The 22,588-nt window shown below is 66.2% G+C and carries 17 protein-coding genes, 1 tRNA gene and 2 pseudogenes; 6 read left to right on the top strand and 14 right to left on the bottom strand.

The features are described from left to right. Nucleotides 1–27: 27 nt before the first annotated feature. Both WFP78_RS02130 and WFP78_RS02125 read right to left on the bottom strand, forming a co-directional pair. Nucleotides 28–225 carry a DUF6538 domain-containing protein gene (locus tag WFP78_RS02130; RefSeq protein ID WP_336958160.1) on the bottom strand — a complete coding sequence of 66 codons (198 nt, stop codon included), beginning with the start codon at nt 223–225 and terminating at the stop codon, nt 28–30. 91 nt (nt 226–316) lie between these two features. Further along, nucleotides 317–403, bottom strand: a tRNA-Tyr gene (locus tag WFP78_RS02125). A 103-nt stretch (nt 404–506) separates the two neighbouring features. Here WFP78_RS02125 and rlmB point away from each other — a divergent pair. Both rlmB and WFP78_RS02115 read left to right on the top strand, forming a co-directional pair. After that, nucleotides 507–1,247, top strand: a complete 741-nt coding sequence (gene rlmB, locus WFP78_RS02120) for a 23S rRNA (guanosine(2251)-2'-O)-methyltransferase RlmB (protein WP_336958158.1) — start codon at nt 507–509, stop codon at nt 1,245–1,247. Nucleotides 1,248–1,377: 130 nt separating this feature from the next. After that, nucleotides 1,378–2,214 (top strand): hypothetical protein, encoded by an 837-nt coding sequence (locus WFP78_RS02115; RefSeq protein ID WP_336958156.1) that lies wholly within the window; start codon nt 1,378–1,380, stop codon nt 2,212–2,214. Nucleotides 2,215–2,412: 198 nt separating this feature from the next. On the opposite strand, the gene WFP78_RS02110 is transcribed toward WFP78_RS02115, so the two are convergent. Continuing rightward, nucleotides 2,413–2,730, bottom strand: a complete 318-nt coding sequence (locus WFP78_RS02110; RefSeq protein ID WP_336958153.1) for a 2Fe-2S iron-sulfur cluster-binding protein — start codon at nt 2,728–2,730, stop codon at nt 2,413–2,415. A 72-nt stretch (nt 2,731–2,802) separates the two neighbouring features. Between WFP78_RS02110 and WFP78_RS02105 the strand changes: the two genes are divergently transcribed. Next, on the top strand, nt 2,803–3,423 hold the full coding sequence (locus WFP78_RS02105) for a DNA-3-methyladenine glycosylase family protein (RefSeq protein WP_336958151.1): 621 nt from the start codon (nt 2,803–2,805) through the stop codon (nt 3,421–3,423). 25 nt (nt 3,424–3,448) lie between these two features. Beyond that, on the top strand, nt 3,449–3,679 hold the full coding sequence (locus WFP78_RS02100) for a DUF2188 domain-containing protein (protein WP_336958149.1): 231 nt from the start codon (nt 3,449–3,451) through the stop codon (nt 3,677–3,679). Between the two features lie 81 nt (nt 3,680–3,760). On the opposite strand, the gene WFP78_RS02095 is transcribed toward WFP78_RS02100, so the two are convergent. The 5 genes from WFP78_RS02095 to WFP78_RS02075 all read right to left on the bottom strand — a co-directional run bounded on the left by WFP78_RS02095 (nt 3,761) and on the right by WFP78_RS02075 (nt 12,930). Further along, complete coding sequence (locus WFP78_RS02095; protein WP_336958147.1) at nt 3,761–6,253, bottom strand: glycoside hydrolase family 3 protein; 2,493 nt, start codon at nt 6,251–6,253, stop codon at nt 3,761–3,763. Nucleotides 6,254–6,382: 129 nt separating this feature from the next. Next, nucleotides 6,383–7,705, bottom strand: coding sequence for a sugar MFS transporter (locus tag WFP78_RS02090; RefSeq protein WP_336958145.1), 1,323 nt, complete (start codon nt 7,703–7,705; stop codon nt 6,383–6,385). Between the two features lie 27 nt (nt 7,706–7,732). Next, nucleotides 7,733–10,027, bottom strand: a complete 2,295-nt coding sequence (locus WFP78_RS02085; RefSeq protein ID WP_336958143.1) for a beta-glucosidase family protein — start codon at nt 10,025–10,027, stop codon at nt 7,733–7,735. Between the two features lie 8 nt (nt 10,028–10,035). Beyond that, nucleotides 10,036–10,455 carry a tryptophan 7-halogenase gene (locus WFP78_RS02080; RefSeq protein ID WP_336958141.1) on the bottom strand — a complete coding sequence of 140 codons (420 nt, stop codon included), beginning with the start codon at nt 10,453–10,455 and terminating at the stop codon, nt 10,036–10,038. A gap of 24 nt (nt 10,456–10,479) precedes the next feature. Then, a complete protein-coding gene (locus tag WFP78_RS02075; protein WP_336958139.1) occupies nt 10,480–12,930 on the bottom strand; it encodes a TonB-dependent receptor in 2,451 nt (816 codons plus the stop codon). Between the two features lie 143 nt (nt 12,931–13,073). On the opposite strand from WFP78_RS02075, the gene WFP78_RS02070 reads away from it, so the two are divergent. Together WFP78_RS02070 and WFP78_RS02065 are read left to right on the top strand one after the other, a co-directional pair. Then, entirely contained in the window at nt 13,074–14,330 is a 1,257-nt protein-coding gene (locus tag WFP78_RS02070; protein ID WP_336958137.1) for an MFS transporter, read from the top strand. Further along, nucleotides 14,327–15,367, top strand: a complete 1,041-nt coding sequence (locus tag WFP78_RS02065) for a LacI family DNA-binding transcriptional regulator (RefSeq protein WP_336958135.1) — start codon at nt 14,327–14,329, stop codon at nt 15,365–15,367. Before WFP78_RS02070 ends, WFP78_RS02065 begins: the two co-directional genes overlap by 4 nt. Before the next feature lie 59 nt (nt 15,368–15,426). Here the strand turns inward: WFP78_RS02065 and WFP78_RS02060 are convergent. The 6 genes and pseudogenes from WFP78_RS02060 to manD form a co-directional block, all read right to left on the bottom strand. Next, nucleotides 15,427–16,673 (bottom strand): annotated as a pseudogene (locus WFP78_RS02060) (SGNH/GDSL hydrolase family protein). A 29-nt stretch (nt 16,674–16,702) separates the two neighbouring features. Continuing rightward, nucleotides 16,703–17,029: pseudogene (locus WFP78_RS02055) on the bottom strand (TonB-dependent receptor); the annotation flags it as partial. Between the two features lie 152 nt (nt 17,030–17,181). After that, a complete protein-coding gene (locus WFP78_RS02050) occupies nt 17,182–18,654 on the bottom strand; it encodes a mannitol dehydrogenase family protein (protein ID WP_336958133.1) in 1,473 nt (490 codons plus the stop codon). Then, nucleotides 18,651–20,066, bottom strand: a complete 1,416-nt coding sequence (gene uxaC / locus WFP78_RS02045) for a glucuronate isomerase (RefSeq protein ID WP_336958131.1) — start codon at nt 20,064–20,066, stop codon at nt 18,651–18,653. The genes WFP78_RS02050 and uxaC overlap by 4 nt, the downstream gene beginning before the upstream one ends. After that, nucleotides 20,063–21,376, bottom strand: coding sequence for an MFS transporter (locus WFP78_RS02040; protein WP_336958129.1), 1,314 nt, complete (start codon nt 21,374–21,376; stop codon nt 20,063–20,065). Before WFP78_RS02040 ends, uxaC begins: the two co-directional genes overlap by 4 nt. Further along, a complete protein-coding gene (manD, locus tag WFP78_RS02035; RefSeq protein ID WP_336958127.1) occupies nt 21,373–22,584 on the bottom strand; it encodes a D-mannonate dehydratase ManD in 1,212 nt (403 codons plus the stop codon). Before manD ends, WFP78_RS02040 begins: the two co-directional genes overlap by 4 nt. Nucleotides 22,585–22,588: the final 4 nt, after the last annotated feature.

The raw sequence follows: 22,588 nt of genomic DNA, 5'->3' as shown, positions 1-22,588 counted from the left end.
TTCTGGAAAGTCGCCGGACAGGAAGGCTCAGACCCGCGTCCTGGTGCAGAACGTCTGGTCGCAAATCGTCATAACCGCCGCGTGGTGTAGTTCGCTAGCTTCGTCCCGATCCTTCGTCTCAAGCGAATAGGTGAACTCGGTCACGCCGACGAACGGCACCAGTTTTGCCGGTACGCGACGGCGGAATGCGTAGGTTGATCCGCGTTTTATGAGATAGGTACACATGGCCCTTGTCCTTGCTACTTGTGTAGCAAACACGGGTGAAAAAGCCTATAATTCCAGCATTTCGTAGCATTCCCAATAGGTTGCTACATGATGGTGGACAGGGCTGGATTCGAACCAGCGTACGGGAAACCCGGGCAGATTTACAGTCTGCTGCCTTTAACCACTCGGCCACCTGTCCACGTCCGCCGCCGCCGTCCCGAAGGACAAGGTCAGCGCCGGAGGGGGGCTCAATGACGAAAGGAGGCTTGCCTGTCAATGCTTCCCGTGAAAAGAGCGTCCTCATGAAAAGAGGTCATCGCACCGGCAAGCCCAAGGGCGGGTTTCCCCGCTTCTATGGGCGGCATGCCGTTACCGCCGCGCTCGCCAACCCCGACCGGGTCGTGCGCAAGATCTGGGGCACACGTGAGGCATTGGGGGCGCTCGATCTGCCGCCCGTTTTGCCGATCGTCTATGCCGATGGCGCGGATCTGGGCCGCATGGTGCCCGGTGACGCGCCGCATCAGGGCATCGTGGCGGAGGTCGAGCCATTGGACGACATCTGGCTGGACGACGTGCTGGAGGAGGGACGCGACGACCAGCGCCCGATCCTGGTCCTCGATCAGGTGACGGACCCGCATAATGTCGGCGCGATCCTCCGGTCCGCCGCCGCCTTCGATGCGCTCGCCATCGTCACGCAGGACAGGCACGCCCCACCCGAATCGGGCGTGCTTGCCCGTGCCGCCTCCGGCGCGCTGGAAATCGTGCCCTGGGTGCGGGTGGTGAACCTGGCCCGCGCGCTCGACGAGATCGCCGAGGCGGGATATTGGCGCATCGGCCTGGATGGCGAGGCGGACCAGACGCTGGCCGCGGCGATGGGCACCGCCCGCGTCGCGTTGGTGCTGGGCGCGGAGGGCGAAGGGCTGCGCCACAACAGCATGGCGCATTGCGACATCCTGGCCAAATTGCCGATCAGCGCGCGCATGGAATCGCTCAACGTCTCCAACGCGGCGGCGATCGCGCTTTATGCGGCGGCCTGCCGTTAGGATATTTTCCGGCCGGGCGCCTTTATCGGGCGGCCCGGACAGGGGAAAACAGCAGGGCGGAACGCAAAAGACAAACAGGGCCTGATCCGCGAACAGCCGCAGGGGTGCGGCGCAAAGGGGGGGGGGAAGAATGACGAAAGCTGGCATCGGGCGCATCGCACTGGCCCTGGGCGCAGTTCTGCTGCTGGCGGGCTGCCTCGTCACCCCCGGCAAGTTCGCCTCCACGCTGGATATCCGCGCCGACCGCAGCTTCACCTTCACCTATAAGGGGGAGGTGATCGCGCTCGACATGGACAAGGCGATGAAGGGCGGCGATGCGCCGGACGCGGGCCCGGACCTAGGCAATGACGCAGGGGCGAAGGACATGCCCAGCGCGCTCATGCAACCCATCGCCCTTGCCGGCGCGCAGGAGAGCAAAGGCGGGCAAGGCAAGCCGGAACCCAAGGGCGGATCGGATCAGGCCGCCGCCAATGCCCCCGCCGATAGCGACGCCGATTTCTCCGACATGCAGGACGAAACGACCAAGATGAACGCCATCGCCACGGCGCTTTCGAAGGAAAAGGGGTTCAAGCTCGCCCGCTATCTTGGCAACCACAAGTTCGAGATCGACTATGCCATCACCGGCACGCTCGACCACGGCTTCGTCTTTCCGTTCAATATCGACGCGCAGCTGGTCTTCCCGTTCATCGCGATCGAACTGCGCGGCGATGACAGGATAAGGGTGAAGGCGCCCGGCTATGCCAATGAAGCGAACAAGAGCCAAGGCGCGATGGCCGGCATGGGCAAGGCGCCGGACGCGGCCGCCCAGCTGGACGGCATCTTCACGCTGACCAGCGCCGCGCCGATCGTCAGCCAGAATCAGGAAGACGGCGCCAGGACGCTGCCCGATGGCCGGCGACAGATCGTCTGGAAGGTGAACAACCTGACCACGGACGCGCCGATGGCGGTCATCCGTTTCGGGCAATAGGGCATTTGCCAGTCAGCTGGGCTCACCCGACGGCCCGGAAAATGCGTCACATCAAAAGCATGGAGCGGCTGATCCGATGCGATCGGATCGCAAACCGCTCCAGCCGGCAGGCAAGGGATGTCCCGCCGGCATGTGGGCCATGCCATGGAACACACGTGCCATGAAAAGGGCAGGCGCGATCGGGCGCCTTCCCGGCGCTCAGTCTTCCGGTGCGATCTCGACCTTCAGGCCGTCCAGCGCATCGCTCATCACCAGTTGGCACGACAGGCGGCTGCGTTCATTCCGATGATCGGAACTGTCGAGCAGGTCGTTCTCATCCTCGCCGATCGCCGGCAGCGTGCCCGCAAAATCCGCGTCGACATAGACATGACAGGTCGCGCAGGAGCAGCAACCGCCACAGAGTGCCAGCAATTCGTCGAAACCGCTGTCGCGGATGGCCTCCATCACCGACAGCCCGTTTTCAGCGTCGACGGTCGTTTCCGCACCCGCACGGTTGACCACGATCAGCTTCGGCATATAGCAACTCTCCCTCTATCGCGGCCGGACATAGCCGGGCGACGCGAAAATGCAAGGATATGAGGCAATGCGGTGGTAGCAACGGCGGCGGCCCTGCGCGCAAGCCTGGATGCACTGGCGGCGATGGAACCGCGCTTTGCCGATGCGATCGGCCGGGTCGGCTATCCCGGCCCGCGCGTGCGCCAGCCGGGCTATGAGACATTGCTGCGGACGATCGTGGGGCAACAGGTCAGCATCGCGGCGGCCGCTTCGGTCTGGGCGAAGCTGGAGGCGCTGCTGGGCGCGGGCTGCGCGCCCGGTGCGTTGCTGGCGCAGGATTTCGATGCGTTGCGGGCCTGTGGCCTGTCCCGCCAGAAACAGGGCTATGCCCGCAGCCTCGCCGAACTGGTGATCTCCGGCGAACTCGACCTGCATGCCCTGCCCGCCGATGACGAGGACGCCATCGCCCATCTGGTCAGGGTGAAAGGCATCGGGCGCTGGTCGGCGGAGATCTACCTGCTGTTCGCCGAGGGGCGGCCGGATATCTGGCCCGCCGGCGACCTGGCCGTGCAGATCGAGGTCGGACGGATCATGGGCCTGTCCGATCGCCCGGACGAGAAGACCGTCCGCGCCATCGCCGATCCATGGCGCCCGCATCGCGGCGCGGCGGCGATCATGGCATGGCACCATTACAACGCGAAAATGCCGCTCTGAGGGGCGCGCCGGAGGACTTCATATCATGACCACCAAAGCCCCTGCCCGCTACATCGTCATCCATCATGGCGGCGAGTGGAAGATCAACCTCGACAACCGCTATTTCGGCCCCTTCGCAACGCAGGAGGCCGCCGTCGCCATGGCGACGGACACGGCTAGGCAGGCGGTCGAGGCCGGCCATCCCGCGTCCGTCCTGCTGATGGAGGGCGAACGCTTCACGCCGCTGTGGACCAGCACGGAACAAGACCCGCGATAGTCGGCAGGGCGATGATGGTGCGGTCGCCATCATCGCCCTCCCCCCGGATGGTTCCCGACGCGTTCAGGCGCGGGCGTCTCGTCAGCCGCCGCACGTCGTCATGGGCATGCTGACATAGTCCAGCTTCACATCGGAAATGGCGAGATCGAGGCTGCCCGCCGTTTCGATCACCAGCGGCGCCGTGATCGCCCGCATATCCGCACCGCGCGCGGCAAAGCATTGGAGCGGGATGGCGAGCTTCGTCCACTGCCCCTGCGGTGCGCGCGCCAGCACGCCGCCAATGGGCACCGTCGCCATCCTGCCCGCGCTTTCGATGCCGGCGGTGACAGTGCCCGTGACCGGCGCGGCTACCCGATATTCGATCACCAGGCTGATTTCGCCATTGCTCTCACGGGAAAGGTCGATGGCTTTGGGCGCCGCGATGGCGACGTGGCCAACACCGCCGCCGGACCATGTGAAGCGGCGCGAATCTTCCTGCGCCCGCCGGTCGACGCCCGACTGCCTGACCAGCTCGGTATCGATCGACCAGCCCGGCGGCACCCTGCCCTGCCCGTAGAAGATGCCCGGCGTGACCTCCGCCATGCCTGCCGGACGGCTCTCGTCCAGCGTGCCGACCGTGCCAGGCGCGGCATAGCTCAGGCCATAGCCGAAGGCGAACAGCGGATCATAGCCCGGATCGCGGCGATTGAGCACATATTGGTCCGGGCGGCGGGGCCATGAGAAGCTCAGCCTGCCGCGGAAATCATGATCGACCGAACCGTCGGCCCTGGCGAACAGCACGTCGGCAATGCCGCCGCCCTCGCTCCCCGGCAGGAAGGCGGCGACGAAGGCGTCCGATGCGTTCAGCTCCGCATTCACCCAGAGCGGACGGCCGGACAGGAATATCGCGACCACCGGGATGCCCGCCGCCTTCAATGCCCTGAGCATCGCCAGATCGCTCTTGTCGCCGGGACTATAGTCCAGATTGGGGATGTCGCCCTTGAATTCGGCATAGGGCTTTTCGCCGAACACGACGATGGCGGCATCGGGCCGGGTCGTGAACGTGCCATCGGGCGCATAGGTCGCGGTGCCCCCGCCCGCCTTCACGGTTTCCTCTATCCCCTTCCAGATCGACTGGGCATTGGGGAAGGCGCTGTTGGGCAGGTCGGCGCCCTGCCATGTGATCGACCAGCCGCCCGCCTGCTGGCCGATGCTGTCGGCGGCCGATCCCGCGACCAGGATATGCGCATCGGGTTTGAGCGGCAGCACGCCCTGGTTTTTGAGAAGCACCAGCGATTCCCGCACGGCCTGACGGGCGATCGCCCGGTGCGCGGGCGAGGCGATGACATCGAACTTGCCGGCAAAGGCGCGCGACGACGGACGCCCCCGATCGAAGGTGCCGGCCCGCAGCTTGACGCGCAGGATGCGGCGAACCGCATCGTCCAGCCGCGCCATGGGGATGACACCCGATTTCGCCTCGGCCAGCGTGTTGGCATAGAGCTGCTTCCAGCCCGGCCCGGAATACATGAACATATCCAGCCCGGCATTGATCGCCTGCGGGCAATCCTCGTTGGAACAGCCCTTCACCTGGCCGTGACTGTTCCAGTCGCCGATGACGAAGCCGTCAAAGCCCATGCGATCCTTCAGCACATCGGTCAGCAGGCTTTTGTTGCCGCTCATCTTCTCGCCATTCCAGCTGGAGAAGCTGGCCATGACCGATTGCGTGCCGGCCTCGATCGCGGCCGGATAGCCGCCCAGATGCACGTCGCGCAGCAGTTCTTCGGACAGGTGCGTATCGCCCTGGTCGCGGCCGCCGGTGCCGCCGTCGCCAAGGAAATGCTTGGTCGTCGCGATCAGATGGGCGGGCGCCAGGAAATCCCCGGTCCCGACCCTGCCCTGCACGCCCTCGATCATCGCGCCGGCATATTCGGCGGCGATCTGCGGCTCTTCGCCATAGCTTTCATAGGTCCGCCCCCAGCGGTCGTCCTGCACCACGGCCAGCGTCGGCGCGAAGGTCCAGTCGAGGCCGGCGGCGGCGGTTTCCAGCGCGGTCACTTCGCCGATCTTGCGGATGAGGTCGCGGTCGTGCGCCGCGCCCAGGCCGATATTGTGCGGAAACAGCGTGGCGCCGACGATGTTGTTGTTGCCATGCACCGAATCCGTGCCCCAGATGATCGGGATTTTCGGCCCGTTGTCGGCACGGCGCATCGATGCGTCATAATATTCGTCGGCCAGCTTGAGCCACTTCGCCGGGGACGCATATTCATCGTCATAGGGGCCGGAATTGCCGCCATTGAGCACCGATCCGATCTTGTAGGTGACGACGTCGGCCGGCGTAATGGAGCCGATATCCACCTGGATGATCTGGCCCACCTTGTCCTCAAGCGACATGGCCCGCATCAGCGCATCGATGCGCCGCTCCACCGCCGGGTCGCGCCCCGGCTGCGCCTTCACCTGCGGCCAGAGCGCCGGATGGGCGACCGCCGAAAGGGGCTGAGGTTCCGGCCGCGACTGGGGCTGGGACTGGGCGCCGAGCGGCCCGGCCATCAGCGTGACGATAGCGGCGATCGAGACGCGCGACAGGATGATCTTCATGTCTTCTCCCTTGCGCGTGAGGGCCTGTGCCCGGGCGCGCTTGATGGCCTGACGGCGAACGGATGCGAGAGGGGCCGCGCCGACGCCCCGGTCATGACCACCCGAAGGGAAGGCGCGGTCATGCGCGGATCACAGCATGGCGGGGGCCGCCTCGCTGCCCGACGCCGCGTCCACGCTGGCGACCGGCTTCGTGGCGAACAGGCCGAATAGCAGGATCAGGGCATAGGCGATGGCGGGCACGATCAACGCGGCCCGCAGCGACGTCAGGTCCGATATCCAGCCGGCAAGCGGCGGAAGGATGGCGCCACCGACGATCGCCATGCAGATGACGCCCGAGCCATCGGCCGCGCGGCGGCCAAGGCCCTCGCTCGCCAGCGTGAAGATCGTCGGGAACATGATCGAGTTGAACAGGCCGATGGCGATCAGCGACCAGCCGGACAGCGCGCCATGGGTGCTGGCGGACAGGGTGAGCAGCGCGATCGCCGTTCCCGCCACGACCGCCAGCACCTTGCCCGGCGCGAACATGCGCAGCACCGCCGAGCCGATGAACCGGCCGACCATCGCGCCGCCCCAATAATAGGCGACCAGCTTGCCCGCGGCCTCCTGGCTGATGCCCAGCGTGTCCGGCTGCACCAGATACAGCACCATCAGGCTGCCGATGGTCACTTCCGCCCCGACATACAGGAAGATGCCGAGCGTGCCGAAACCGAAACGGGCGCGCCTGAGCAGGCCGAAGGCCGCCGCGACGTTCATCGCTTCGGTCGGGGCTTCCTTCAGCTTGTTGCGTTGCGACCAGACAACCAGCGCGACGATGACCAGCGCGATGGCCAGGCCGATATAGGTGTGGACGACGACGCGCGATTCCGTGGCCCGGAACGCATCCAGCGCCGCGCCGGACAGCGTCGACGGATCGACCTTCGCCAGCGCGCCCAGGATCAGCATCGACCCGACATAGGGAAAGATCGTCGTGCCGAGCGAATTGAACGCCTGCGCGAAGGTGAGCCGGCTGGAGGCCGTTTCCGGCCTGCCCAGCATCGAGATCAGCGGATTGGCGACGACCTGCACGATGGTGATGCCGCTGGCCAGCACGAACAGCGCGAACAGGAAGGCCCCGAACAGGCTGGACGCGGCCGCCGGGATGAACAGCAGGCAGCCCGCCGTCATCGTCAGCAAGCCGACCACGGCGCTGCGCATGTAGCCAAGCCGGTGGACGATGGCGGAGGCCGGAATGGAGATGAGGAAATAGGCCGCGAAGAAGGCAGACTGAACCAGCAGCACCTGCGCATTCGACAGGATGAAGAGATCCTTGAGCTTGGGGATCAGCACATCGTTCAGGCTGGTGATGCCGCCAAAGACGAAGAAGAGCGCAAAGACGAAGCCGGTGAGGCCGCCGCCCGCCTGACTGCCGCCGGAAGAGGATGTCGCGCCGTTAGCGCCGGGTGCCAATGCCATGCCATGAACTCCGCTGAATGTTTCCGATCACGGCCTTATCGACAGTGCGTCGAGCGTGGCGGTGCCGCTGAGCACGGTATCGCCGGCAAAGCGGCCCACGACAATCGGATAGGCGCCCGCGTCGACCTTCCAGCCCGATGCGGCCCGGTCCGGGGCGGCATCCTCAAAACGGGCAATGATACGCGGATCGACGGTGATGGAGACGCGGCGGGTCTCGCCGGGCGCCAACTGCACCTTGTCGAAACCGGCGAGCCGATAGGCGCGGGTGCCGGCAGCGCTCTTCGCCTGCACATAGACCTGCGGCACATCGGCCCCGGCGCGCGCGCCGCTGTTGGTGACATCGAAACTGACCCTCAGCCCCGCGCCGCCGCTGATCGACAGGTTGGCGTAGCGGAAACTGGTGTAGGTCAGGCCGTGGCCGAAGGGGAAAAGCGGCTGCACTTTCCGGCCGGCATACCAGCGATAACCGACCTCCGCGCCCTCGGGATAATCGACGGGGAACGACGCGACGCCGCCGCTCATCCCGTAATTGGTCTTGTCGCCCGCATCCCGGCGGGCCTCGGCAGCGTGCAGTCTGTCGAGGCCCACCGGCTCCGGACGAGGCGCCTGTGCGGCGCTCGCGGGAAAGGTGATGGGAAGGCGGCCGGACGGCGCGACATCGCCGAAAAGGATACGCGCAATAGCCTCGCCCCCACGCTGGCCGGGATACCATGCCTGCAGCACGGCCGGCACCTTCTCCAGCCATGGCATCAGCACGGGGCCGCCAGTCTCCAGCACTAGGACCGTCCTGGCATTCGCCCGCGCCACCGCCGCGATCAGCCCGTCCTGATTGTCGGGCAGCGCCATGGTTTCGGGGTCCTGCGCCTCGGTCTGCCACTGCCAGGCGAACAGGATAGCGATGTCGGCATTGCGCGCGGCGGCCGCCGCCGCCTTCGGATCGCTGCCGTCGACATAGGTCACTTGCGCATCGGGGGCGAGCGCGCGGATCGCCTGCAACGGCGAAGAAGCATGCCATGTCATCCGGGCGAAGGATGCGGCCGCGCCCTTTGTCAGCGGGATTTCGACCGGCGCGCCGCCGACCGAACGGACCTGGGACGAGCCGCCGCCTGACAACACACCGACATCGGCATGGCCACCGATCAGCAGGATCTTGCGTGCCGTCTTCGCCAGCGGCAGCAGGTCGCCCTTGTTCTTGAGCAGGACGATGCCCTCTTCCGCCGCGCGCTGGGCGACATCGGCATGCGCGGCATAATCGATGGACGCAGCCGCGTCCGGCACCGGATCGTCCATCAGGCCGCTGGCGATCACGCCATGCAGGATGCGGCGCACCATGTCGTCGAGCCGCGCCATGGGAATGCGGCCGGCCTTGATCGCATCCGCGAACGGCGTGCCGAAATAGATGGCGTCGTCCAACTCCTGCCCGGATTCCTGGTCGAGGCCGTTGATCGCCGCCTTTTCCGTCGAATGGACCGCGCCCCAATCGGACATGACCCAGCCCTTATAGCCCCAGTCCTGCTTGAGGACGCTGTTGAGCAGCCAGTCATTCTCGCAGGCATAATCGCCATTGACCTTGTTATAGGCGCACATGACGGAGGCGGGCTGGCCGATTTCGGTCGCGATCTCGAAGGCGAGCAGATCGCTTTCCCGCAGGGCCGCCTTGTCGATGCGGGCATCGAGCACATTGCGCCCCGTTTCCTGCGCGTTGAGGGCGAAATGCTTGATCGTGGAGACGATGTGGTTGCTCTGGACGCCGCGGATATGCTCGCCCGCCATCACGCCGGCCAGCAGCGGGTCTTCGCCCAGATATTCGAAATTGCGGCCGTTCCAGGGATCGCGGGTCAGGTTGACGCCGCCGGCCAGCAGGATGTTGAAGGTCTTCGACCGCGCCTCCGCCCCGATCATCGCCCCGCCTTCATAGGCGATGCGCGGATTGAAGGTCGCGGCGGTGGCAAGGCTGGCGGGCAGCGCGGTGGCGACGTCGCCCTTGCGCTGCTCGACCTGGTTGGCCACGCCCAGGCTGGCGTCGCTTTCCCGCAGGGTCGGGATGCCAAGGCGCGGAATGCCGGGGAGATGCCCCGCCGAAGGGAGCATCGCGATCGGCTCCGCCGGTTTCGCCAGCGGCGGGAAATAGGCGTGGATGATCGCGAGCTTTTCCTGAAGCGTCATCGCGGACACCAGCGCGGCGGCGCGCGCCTCCACCGACAAGGCGCGATCGCTCGCCGCCGGCCTGACCGCGGCCTGCGGCGCTACATCCTGCGCCACCGTCACGGTCGGCAGGCAGACACCCATCATCAGGCTGGAGAGCAACAGGCGCTTGATCATGGGAGTCATCAGTTGACCTTCGTGGACAGGGATGGGGATGCCGCCGCAGCGCGGCAATGGGTCAGCGGCGCACGACGACCGGGCAGGTTGGCGAAGCCATCCCTTGCCACATGCGCTCCGGGGTAGCGCACCTGCTCCTTGGCAGTCACGGCGGCGGCCCATGACGGGCGCACCGGCCCCTCATCCTCGCCACCGATCGGCAGGTTGAAGGGCAGGACATCTCCTTCGCCGATACCCGGATCGGCAAGGAGCGAGCGGATGGGCGGGAAAGCTCCCTCCCCCACGCCGACGATGCCGATCTCACCGGATTCGGCCAGCGTCACCGACGGCAGCATCGACATGCGGGAGAGATAGGCGGCGGCCAGCCATCCGGCCGTGCCGCCGCCAGGGATGACGACACGACCGGGGGGGAGGGCGTCGGTCGTCATGGTCTTCTTCCTGTCAACCCGGCCCTAGAAATTGGCCCGGGCGCGGACGCCCCAGGTCCGGGGCGGCTGAAGGTTGGAGAGGAACACCGGATCGTAGCGCGGCGCGCCAAAGGCACCGGCGCCCGTGCGGATATGCCCGTTCTCGATATTCTGGACGAAAGCCTCGACCGAATATTTCTCATCCGCCGGTGTGAAGCGGATCGACGCATCCGACCGGAAATAGGCCTTCTGCTGGTCCCAGGCCGTGCCGTTGGTGCCGCGATCGGGCATATTGTCGGCCGGGTCGTTGACGTTCACGAACGGGTTGGCATCGCCGTTGAAATAGCTCAGCCAGCTCTTCGTCTCATAATGGGTGGTGACGCGCGGGGTGATCTTCGCCCCACTGGCCAGCTCGAAATCATGCTCATAGCTGGCCGTGGCGGAAAAGCGCGGCGCGTGCGCCAGTTCATTGCCCTGGAGCTGCGCGATCGAGGATGCCTTGCCCCCGTCATAAAGGCGGCCGTCCACGCTCTCCAGATCGTCCAGCTTGGTCTTCTGGACGGTAGCGGAGAATTGCAGCCGGTCGCTGTCGGTGATGTTGGCGTTCAGTTCCGCCTCCAGGCCGTAAGCCTTCGCGCCCTTGGCATTCTGGGTCACGATCTGGCTGCGCACGACATTGCCCTGGTCGTCGCGGAAGGTGACGGCCTGGTTGACCTGATAGCCCTTGAAGTCGGAATAATAGGCGGCGAGGTTCAAGGTCACACGGCGGTCGAGGAAGCGGGTCTTGAGGCCCACTTCATAGTTGGTCAGCGTTTCCGGATCGGTCAGGCCCGCATTGTCCTGGATATTGCCCGACTTGAAGCCGGTCGACAGGCTGGCATAGGCCAAGGTGTCGGGCGCGATGTCCGCATCGACGCGGGCGAGATAGGTCAGCTTGTCCCACTTGCCCTTCACGTCGTTGTTGGAGATCGCGAAACCCGGCAGCAGCGCCACCAGTTCCTCGGCCGTGGCGCCCGGATAGGCGCCGAAGATGCCGCCCTGGCAGGCGTCGGCGGGCAAGGTGGCGGGGCAGTGGTCGAAGGTGACGTTGCGGCCGCCGATATCCTCCTTCTTGTCGGATGTGTAGCGCAGGCCGCCGGTCACGCGCAGCCAGTCGGTGGCGTGCCACACGGCCTGGCCGAACACCGCCCGGCTGTCGATCTGGCGGTTCGCCTGGATGAAGCTGCCCGCCCAGCTGAACGTGCCGTCGCGATAGCCGTTGCGCTGGTCGATATCGAAGCGGATGCGGTTCTTCTCATGGCTGTAATAGGCGCCCAGAATCCAGTCGACCGCCTGGTCGCCGGTCGATTTCAGCTGGATTTCATGGCTCTGGAAATCATAGCGCGACGACAAGGTGCGGTTCTCGCCGAACGCGCCCAGCGGCAGGTCGTTGCCGTTGGCGTCGACCTGGCCGGTCGGCGGCAGCGCGCCCGCGTCGGCATCCGTCTGGGTGCTGCCGCCGATGCGCGACCAGCCGGCGATGTAGCTCAGCTGGATGCCGTCGGTGATATCATAGTTCATCGTGCTGCGCACCGCGACCGAGTAGCGGTCGGTATCGGGCGCGGTATCGCTGAGCGTCGACCAGCGCTTGGTGCCGGCGCGCGGCGTCTGGAGCAGGCCGATCACCGGCGCGCCATTGTCCAGGAAACCCTCGGCCGACAGGTTCCAGCTGAACCGGTCGCTGGGTTCCCACAGCATGGAAACGCGGCCCGACTGCTGGTCGGCGGCATAATATTTCTTGCCGGTGGTGACGAAGGCCGATTTGTTGATGCCCGCGATATCGGGCGCCGGCTGGTAGCTGGCATAGCCGTCATGCCGGTCCGAGACGAAGGCCACGCGGAAGGCCAGCGTGTCGGTGACGGGAATGTTGATCGCGCCGCGCACGCCCAGGCGATCGTAATTGCCGGCCGTCACCTCGACATTGCCGCTGAACACGCCCAGCTTCGGCTTGGCGGAGATGAGGCTCAGCGCGCCCACGGTTGCGTTGCGGCCGAACAGCGTGCCCTGCGGCCCGCGCAGCACCTCGACACGCTCCATGTCGTACATCAGCACCGAGGCGCCCTGCGAGCGCGGCGAATAGATGCCGTCGATGTAGATCGCGACCTCGGGGTCGGCGACCTCGGTATAGGCGCTGTCATTGCCGATGCCGCGCAGCGTCAGCAGCACGGCCGACTGGTCGCCCTGCTGGTTGAACTGGAGCGACGGCACGAACCGGGCAAGGTCGGTCACGTCCTTCACCTGATTCTTGTTCAGCGTATCCTGGCTGAAGGCCGAAACGGCGATCGGCGTGGATTGCAGGCTGGTTTCCCGCCGCGTCGCGGTGACGACGATGTCGCCCGGATCGCTTTGCGCGGATTCGGCCGATTGCGGGACGGCGGCGTCCTGCGCATGGGCCACGGAAACGGAAAATAGGCAGGCCGCGAGCGCTGTGCTCGCGACGAGTGCGTGCCTCGTCATCATCATCCTCCCGGAAGATTTGTTGCTTGTGTCGCGTTTATGACCAGAGTCTGACAACGATGTCAACACGAATTTGACATCGTTGTCAGACTCTGGTTTCGCGGCTGTTTTCCTGACCGGTAAGAGGCTATAGCCTGTCGGCAATGTCCGCTTCCGTGATTTCCCCCGCGTCACCGGGCCTTTCCAGCAAGGGCGAAACCCTGGCAAGGCGGCTGTTCTGGCTGTCGATCGGGGTGTTCTTCATCGGCGGATTCCTTACCTCCAGCGTCAGCCTGCTGGTGCCGCAGCTCAAGGCGATGCTGTCGCTCGACTACAAGGGCGCGCTGCTGATCCAGCTCGCCTTCCATTCAAGCTATCTGCTCTTCGCCCTGCCCGCCGCGCTGGCGGTCGTCAGGGCCGGCTATATGCGCGCGATCACCGCCGGGCTTTGCGTGATGGCCGCCGGCTGCATCGCGCTGGCGGTGGCGCAGGGCATGCGCGATTTCCTTGTCGTGCTGTGTGCGCTGCTGTTGCTCTCGGCGGGCCAGACGGTGCTGCAGATCGCATCGAACACGGTCGTCACCGTCATCGGCCCCTCGCGCGGGGCGGCGGCGCGCCTGACGCTGCTCCAGGGGTTCAACTCCCTGGGCACGGTGCTGGGACCATTGCTGAGCGCGCCGTTCCTGCTTGCCGATATCGCGCCGGGCGACAGGGCTTCGGTCACGGCATCGCTGCCCTTCATGGCATCGGGCGCCATCCTGTCCGCCCTCTCGATCGCCTATTTCACCCAGCGCGCCATGCTGAACGGGGGCGAGGACCGCGACGACGGGCCGGTCTTGACCACCAGGATCTTCGCGGTGATCGAGGATCGGCGCCTGCTCTGGGGCACCGCCGCCATATTCGTCTATGTGGGTGCGGAAGTCACCATCGGAACCTTGATGACGAACATCCTGATGCTGCCGGAAAGGCTGGCGGTCACGCCGGTCACGGCCGGGCGACTGGTCAGCCTGTATTGGGCCGGCGCGATGATCGGCCGCTTCGCCGGGGCATGGGCGATCCGCCATGTGCCCGAAACCCGGCTGCTGTTCCATGTCTCGCTGGCGGCCGTCATCCTGACGGGCGCGGCGATCGTCCTGCCGGGACCGGCGGGGGCATGCGCACTGATCGCCATCGGTCTGTGCAACGCCATCATGTACCCGACCATCTACGCCCTCGCGATGCCGCGGGATGCCCGGCTGGCGCCTTTGGCATCCATGTGGCTGTGCATGGCGGTGGTCGGCGGCGCCATCGTGCCGATGATGACGGGCGCGGCCGCCGATGCCATCGGGCTGCTGCCCTCCTTGCTGCTGCCGGCGCTGTGCTATGCCGGCATCGCGCTGTTTGCCAGGACATGCGGCACGCAGCGGGGGGCACAGGCATGAAGGCGGTCACGATCAAGGATGTGGCGGCGCGCGCGGGCGTATCGCCCAAGACCGTGTCGCGCGTGATCAACGGCGAGGATCATGTGCGCCCGGAAGTCCGCGATGCCGTGGAAAAGGTGGTCGCGGAACTGAACTACCGCCCCAATGCCTTTGCGCGCAGCCTGTCGGGTTCGCGTTCCTATCTGCTCGGGCTCTTCATCGACGATCCGGTTTCCGGCTATGCCGCGGACCTGCAGCATGGCGCGCTCTTGCGCTGCCGTGAACGCAGCTACCATCTTGTCGTTGAGCCGGTGGACCTCAGCAGCCCGAAATGGGCGCAACAGGTGCGGGACAGCATTGCGGCGCTGCGGTTTGACGGCGCGATCGTCGCGCCGCCGATCTGCGACGAAAAGGCGCTGACCGATCTGTTCGCCGAAGCGGCGCTGCCGACGGTGCTGGTCGCGCCCAGCACGCCCCGCGACATCGCGGGCGACATATGGGGCTCCGTGCGGATGGACGACCACCGGGCGGCGCGGGAGATGACGGAATATCTCATCGCCCTTGGCCATCGCCATATCGGCTTCGTGCGGGGGCCGCTGGCGCACAGCGCATCGGCGCGGCGCGAAGAGGGTTTTCTCGAAGCGATGGCGCAAACCCATATCGTGGTCGATGCGCAGGCGCTGACACGGGGCGACTTTTCCTTCCGCACCGGCCTGGAACAGGGGGAACGGATGCTCCGCCGGCCGGACCGGCCGACCGCGATCTTCGCGAGCAATGACGACATGGCGCTGGGCGTGCTGATCACGGCGATGAAGCTGGGCATTGCGGTGCCCGAGCAGCTTTCGATCTGCGGCTTCGACGACGCCGCATCCTCCCGCGCCGCCTGGCCGCAACTGACGACCATCCGCCAGCCCAAATCGGAAATGGCGGCGGCGGCCGTCGACATCCTGGTGAACCCGCATGTCCGCAAGGACATTGCCAGCCCCGACTCGCACCTGATGCTGGCGCATGCGCTGATCGTGCGGGGGAGCACGGGGCCTGCGCCCGAGGTGTCATAGACGTCCCGCGCGATTTCCAGGCGGTCGGGATTGATCGACTCACCCTCGCCGGCGCGGAATCAATCGAACAATGTCAGGGGAATGCTGTCCGCCATCGCCCGATAGCCTGCCGAGGAGGGGTGCAACGCGTCGCCCGAACATAGGCGGGCAGCAGCCGGTCCGGTTTTGCCGGATCGCGCACCGCCTTGTCGAAATCGACAATCGCGTCGAAATTGCCCTTCTCCCGAATCCAGCGATTCACGGCCTGCCGGTCCGCTTCATTCTTCGCGTCCGGATGGTAATAATCATTGCCCATGAACGGCAGGATCGTGGCGCCGATGGCCTTGACGCCCCGCGCCCGTGCCCGCGCGACGATCTGGCGATAGGCGCCGATGATCCGCGCCACCAGTTGCCGGTGCGCGGCATCCGTCGCCGGCGCTTCGCGGGTCAGCGTGCCGATGTCGTTGATGCCTTCCAGCAGGATCAGAGTGCGGACGCCCGGCTGGGCCAGGACATCGCGGTCCAACCGCGCCAGCGCATTGGGGCCGAGCCCGTCGTTCAGCAGCCGGTTGCCGCCGATCCCCTGATTGAGGACCGCGAGACGGCGATATGCCCCGCCCGCCTGGAACCGCTCGATCAGCCGGTCGGTCCAACGATCATTGCCATTGGTCGTGGCGCCGCGTCCATCGGTGATGGAATCACCCAGCGCGACCACCACGCCGGCCGACGTGCATGTCTCCACGTCCATCGCGGCAAGGGTGAACCAGTGATCGAAGCGGGTGGCCCCGGCCATGCTCGCGTCATCCAGATGATCGCCCGGCAGCAGATAGGATGTCGCGCGGGCGCCGGGATGCGACGTCTGCCGGGACGGTTCCTCGTCATAATGGATGCTGATGGAAAGGCTGCCCATGGCCTGCATGCCCAGCGCGACGGGATCGGACAGATAGTCCGCACCCGCCGGCACGATGACATCCGCCTGCCCGTCGAAGCGCACCGGCTGCAACGTCGCCTTGTCGATCGCGGAGGATGCGGGATCGGGCGCGCGGGCAATCGTCACGCCGGCGATATGCAGCGGCTGCGTGCCGGCAAGGTTGGACAGGCGCACCCGCACCCGCGTTCCGGCCAGCGACGCGCGCACCACCTGCCGCAAAGTCGTGCCGCCCAGCGTTCCGTCCGGCAGCGCATTCTCGCCCGTCGGCAGCATCTGGGACGAGGCCCATGCGGGCACCCAGGCCGGCGAACAGACGCGCGCCGAGGCGGGCATGGCGATACCCGACAGAAGGGGAAGAAGAAGGGAGCAGCAGGCAATCCGCATATGGCGCTTCATCGCTGGGACTTTCGATGCAGGGAGGCCGGAATGCCGAAGATATGGCTGGCGACAATGGCGCCGCGCGGGCTCACCCTTTCATTGCTGTCGGTATACTGGCCCTGGGCCACCGCCATGATGTGCGTGCCGGGCTTGTCGAACGGGCGGGCGTTGCGCAGGTTGACCGTGCCGGCGATGCCGCCCTCCACTGTCGAGGGGACGGGCGTCTTTGCCAGATCGAGCCGGGTGAACAGCGCCGACGGGAAGAAATCGAGATCGACCTCGCGGTTGGAACTGCCGCCGTTGGTGCCGCCATCGGAAGCGACCTGGATCTGCGAACCGTTCAGCAGTATCTTCGAGAAGCTGGGACCAAGCTCGCCGGCGATCAGCAGCATCGGCTTGCCCTGCACCTGCAATTGCATCGCCGTGCCCTGCTTCACGAGGCGCGGCGCCTCTGCAACGGCGGGGACGGCGGCAAGGAGCGTCAGCGCCGCCCCAAGCAGGCCGGCCGACTTGGCTGAAGCTCTCATCATTTCTCCGAAGCGAATGTCTCTAGCGCGCCCTGCGCACCCTTTTCGTCCAAGATGCGCAGCCAGCGCGTCAGCGACTGGCGCAGCCTTTCATCGTCCCGAAGCGCGACGGGGAACACCGCCTCAAGTCCCATGATGGCGTCCACCCGCGCTGCGGCATCGGACAGCCCCTCAAGCCGCGCCGCAATCGCGCCGGCAAGCGGATCGTCCACCACATAGGCTTCGCCCCGATCGTCGCGCGCGCCCTGCCAGCGGACCCAGGCAGCGACGGCAAGCGACAGCGCGTCGATGCTGCCGCCGGCCTGCAACCGCGCCGCAATCGGCGCGAGCAGCCGCTGGGGCAGCTTCTGCGATCCATCCATGGCGATCTGCCGCGTCCCGTGCTGCAATGCCGGATTGTCGAACCGCGCCATCAGCGCGCGGCGATAGGCGGCGACATCCAGTTCCGGGGGCGGAGACAGCGTCGCCTGCGCCTCGTCCCAAAGCTGCTCCACAAAGGCCCGCGCGGCGGGCAGCGCCAGCACCTCATGCACATAGTCGATCGCGGCGAGCCCGCCCAGATAGGCTATGCCGCTATGCGCGCCGTTGAGCAGGCGCAGCTTGGCTTCTTCCCATGGCGCGACCGATCGGGTGATCTGCACGGCATCGCCGAAATCGGGCCGGGGACCGCAGAAGCTGTCTTCGATCACCCATTGGCAGAAGGGTTCGGTCTTCACCATCGCCCGGTCTTCGACACCCAGGCTTTGCGCCATGGCGGCAATGTCCGCCTGGGTCGTCGCGGGGACGATCCTGTCCACCATGGTTTCGGGAAAACTGCCCCATGAGGCGATCCAGTCCGCAAGCGCGGCGTCATGCCGCCGCGCAAGGGCGATCACCGCCGCGCGCAGGCGCGAACCGTTATGCGGCAGGTTGTCGCAGGAAATCGCCGTGAACGGCGGCACGCCGGCCGCCCGGCGCATGGCCAGCGCCGCCACCAGAAAACCGGGCGCCGTCTGCGGCACGGCAAGGCCGGCGAGGTCGGCCGCCATCTGCGGATCGTCCTCGATCAGCGCGCCGGTCGCCGGATCGAGCTTGTAGCCCTTTTCGGTGATGGTCAGCGTCACGATATGCGTGTCGGGATGGGCCAGTGCGGCGAGCAGCGCCTGCGGCTGCTCGGGCGCCACCAGCACGTCGCGCACCGCGCCGACGATGCGGCAGCTCTCGCTCTGCCCATCGCGCACGAGCACGCTGTAGAGGCCATCCTGCGGCACCATCTGCTCGCGGACCGTGGGCGAGCGCAGCGATGCGGCGACGATGCCCCAGCGCGGGTCGCCCCGGTTCAGCACATCGTCGAAGATGACGGCCTGATGCGCGCGGTGAAAGGCGCCGATGCCAAGATGCACGACACCGCAGGTCATGGCGGCGCGATCGTAAAGCGGCTGTTCGACAGCGGCGGGCAACTGGCCCGATGTGGCGGCGGACAAGCGGCTCACAGCTTATACGCCTGCTTCACCAGATCATAGGAAAGCGCCTTTGCGACCGCGAAGGCTTCATCCTCCTCCAGCCGGTGCTCGGCGACCAGGCGGGCGAGGAAGGCGCAGTCCATGCGCCGCGCCACATCGTGCCGGGCGGGGATGGACAGGAAGGCGCGGGTGTCGTCGTTGAAGCCGACGGTATTGTAGAAGCCGCCCGTCTCCGTCACGCGCTCGCGGAAACGGCGCATCCCCTCCGGGCTGTCGTGGAACCACCAGGGCGGGCCAAGGCGCAGCGCCGGATAATGGCCGGCCAGCGGCGCCAACTCGCGCGAATAGACATCCTCGTCCAGGGTGAAGAGGATCAGCGTCAGGCGCGGATCATTGCCATGGCGGTCGAGCAGGGGCTTGAGGCACCGCACGAATTCGCCGGGGGTCGGGATGTCGCCGCCCTTGTCCCGGCCGAAGCGGGCGAGCACGGCGGCATTGTGGCTGCGATGGACGCCGGGATGCAGTTGCAGCACCATCCCGTCCTCGATCGACATGCGCGCCATTTCGACAAGCATATGGCCGCGGAACAGCTCGGCATCCTCCGGCGTCGCCGGCGCGGACAAGACCTTCCGGTACAGCGCCTCGATCTCCGCCGGCTCCAGCCATGCGGTAAAGGCGGAAGGGTGGCCATGGTCGGTCGAGGTCGCGCCCGCCTCCCGGAAATCCGCCCGGCGCTTTTCATGCGCGCGCAGATAGCCCGCGAAGCTGGACACATCCTCACCCGTCATTTCGCCAAAGCGCCGGACATTGTCGGCAAAGCCCGCCGCTTCGGGGTCCATCACGGGATCGGGCCGATAGGCCGTGACCACCCTGCCCTGCCAGCCGCTGGCCCGGATGGCGCGATGATGGTCGAGCGGATCGAGCGGCCCCTCGGTGGTCGCCAGCAGCTCGATGTTGAAGCGCTCGTAAAGGGCGCGCGGACGGAAGGCGGGGGTCTTCAGCGCCGCGTCGATCACATCGTAATAATGGTCGGCAGTCGCCGGCTCCAGCCGCACGTCCAGCCCGAACACCTCGGCGAAGACCCAGTCCAGCCACATGCGCGACGGCGTGCCGCGCAGCAGATAATAATGCGCGGCGAACAGGTGCCAGATCTTGCGCGGGTCCTGCTCCGTTGCACTGCCGTCCACCGTGGGGATGCCCAGCCGGTCCAGGGTCACGCCCTGGCTCATCAGCATGCGGAAGACATAATGATCCGGGATGATGAGCAATTCGGCCGGATTGGCGAAAGGCTGGTCATAGGCGAACCAGGCGGGATCGGTGTGGCCGTGCGGGCTGACGATCGGCAGGTCCTTGACCGTCGCATAAAGCGCGCGGGCAACGTCCCGTGTACGCGGATCGGAAGGAAACAGGCGGTCAGGGTGAAGGTGCAGAGGATATGTCATGACTGATTCCCATTGATACCGGTATCAACGCCTTCATAACGCGGCAGGATGAGATGAATAGTCATCAGCGCGACCAGATAGGCACAGGCGGCCACAGCGAAGATCGGGCCATAGCTGCCCACCGTCTCCAATATGGTGCCGGCAAATTTCGCCATCAGCATGCCGCCCAGCGCACCGGACAAGCCCCCCAGGCCGACGACCGATCCCGCCATCCAGCGCGGGAACACGTCGCCCGGCAGGGCATAGAGATTGGCGGAAAAGCCCTGATGCCCGGCGCAGGCAAGGCCGATGAGGCCAACCGCGATCCACATGCTGGGCGCATGGATCGCAAAGGCGATCGGCACGGCGCAGAGTGCGGACAGCAGCATCGCCGTCTTGCGCGCGCGATTGACGCTCCAGCCGCGCCCCATCAGGCGCGAAGACGTCCACCCGCCCGTGACCGACCCGATGTCGGCAAGCAGGTAGACGGCAACCAGCGGCGGGCCGAAATCCAGCATCTTCACGCCATATTGCTTGTTGAAGAAATCCGGCAGCCAGAACAGGAAGGTCCACCAGACCGGATCGATCAGGAAGCGCCCCAGCATATAGGCCCATGTCTGGCGATAGCGGAACAGCGTCGCCCATTTGACCGGGCGCTGCGGTTCGACCGGATCGGCCTCGATCCAGGTCAGTTCTTCCGCCGTAACCGTGCTTTTCTGGCGCGGGCTGCGATAGAAGCCGAGCCATGCCGCCAGCCAGACGACGGTGAGCAGGCCCGTGAGGATGAACGCCCAGCGCCACCCCAGGGTCACGGCGATGATCGGCACGACCAGCGGCGTGACGATGGCGCCGACATTCGACCCGGCGTTGAAGATGCCGATGGCCAGCGCCCGCTCCCGCTTGGGGAACCATTCGTTGGTCGCGGCGATCGCGGCGGGAAAGGTGCCCGCCTCGCCGATCGCCAGCGGGATGCGGGCCAGCAGCATGCCCGCCGTGGAAGTGAAGGCGATATGGGCGATATGCCCGATCGTCCACAGGGCGACGGCCAGCGCATAGCCCGCCCGCGCGCCGACCCGGTCGATGATCCGGCCGAAGACGACATAGGCGATGCCATAGCCCGCCTGGAACCAGATGGCGAGGCTGGCATAGCCGCTCTCGCTCCAACCGTAGCGCGCCTGGAGATCGGGCTTCAATGTGGGCAGCACCAGCCGGTCGATATAGCTGAGCACCACCGCCGCGAACAGCAGGCCGCAGACGATCCAGCGGACGCGTCCCGCAGGTTTTTTGGGCCCCGAGGGCTTGCCGGGTGCTGCGACCTCCACAGGGCTCACCAGTTGAACATGGTGCCGTCTTCCAGCCGGTTCACCGGCAGGAAGGCGCGTTTATAGTCATATGTCGCGGCGAGTGCTTCATCGATGTCGACGCCAAGGCCCGGCGCATCGCCCGGATGCATCATGCCGTCCGCAAAGCTGTAGGCATGGGGGAAGACCGCATCCGTCTCCGGCGTGTGGCGCATATATTCCTGGATGCCGAAATTGGGCAGGCTGAGGTCGAAATGCAGCGCCGCCGCCATGGACACGGGCGAAAGATCGGTGGCGCCATGGCAGCCGGTGCGGACATTGTGGATGTCGGCAAAGGAGGCCAGCCGCCGCAGATGGGTGATGCCGCCGGCATGGACCACGGTCGCGCGGATATAGTCGATCAGCTGCTCTTCGATCAGCTGCTTGGCGTCCCACAGCGAATTGAAGATCTCCCCCACGGCCAGCGGCGCGGTGGTGTGCTGGCGGATGAGGCGGAAATTCGCCTGGTTCTCGGCCGGGGTCGCATCCTCCAGCCAGAAGGGGCGATAGGGTTCCAGATCCTTGCCCAGCCGCCCGGCCTCGATCGGTGTCAGGCGATGGTGGATGTCGTGCAGCAGATGCACGTCCCAGCCCAGCGCCTCGCGCGCGGCCCTGAACAGCTCCGGCACGATGCGCATATATTTGGGCGTGTTCCAGACATTCTCGGTCGGCAGGTCGGCGTCGGCCGGCTCGTAGAAATAGCGGTCCTTCGACACGCCATAGGTCGATGCCATGCCGGGCACGCCGCACTGGATGCGGATCGCCTTGTAACCCTGTTTCTGATAGTCGAGCGCGGCCTCGATCGTGTCCTCGATGGTCGTGCCATTGGCATGGCCATAGACCATCACGCCCTCGCGGCTGGCGCCGCCCAGCAGCTGATAGAGCGGCAGGCCGGCGATCTTGCCCTTGATGTCCCACAGCGCCATGTCGACCGCGGCGATGGCCGTCATCGTCACCGGACCACGCCGCCAATAGGCGCCCTTGTAGAGATACTGCCAGATATCCTCGATCCGATGCGCGTCCCGCCCGATCAGGCAGGGGATGACATGGTCCTGGAGATAGCTCGCCACGGACAGTTCCCGGCCGTTGAGGGTCGCGTCGCCAAGGCCGTACACACCCTCATCGGTCTCTATCTTCAGCGTGATGAAATTGCGGCCAGGGCAGGTGACGATAACCTTGGCGCCGGTGATCCTGGGCATGGGC

Origin of the sequence: Sphingobium aquiterrae, from assembly GCF_037154135.1 — a bacterium.
Classification (GTDB): Bacteria; Pseudomonadota; Alphaproteobacteria; order Sphingomonadales; family Sphingomonadaceae; genus Sphingobium; species Sphingobium aquiterrae.
This window is presented reverse-complemented; position numbering and strand designations above follow the sequence as displayed.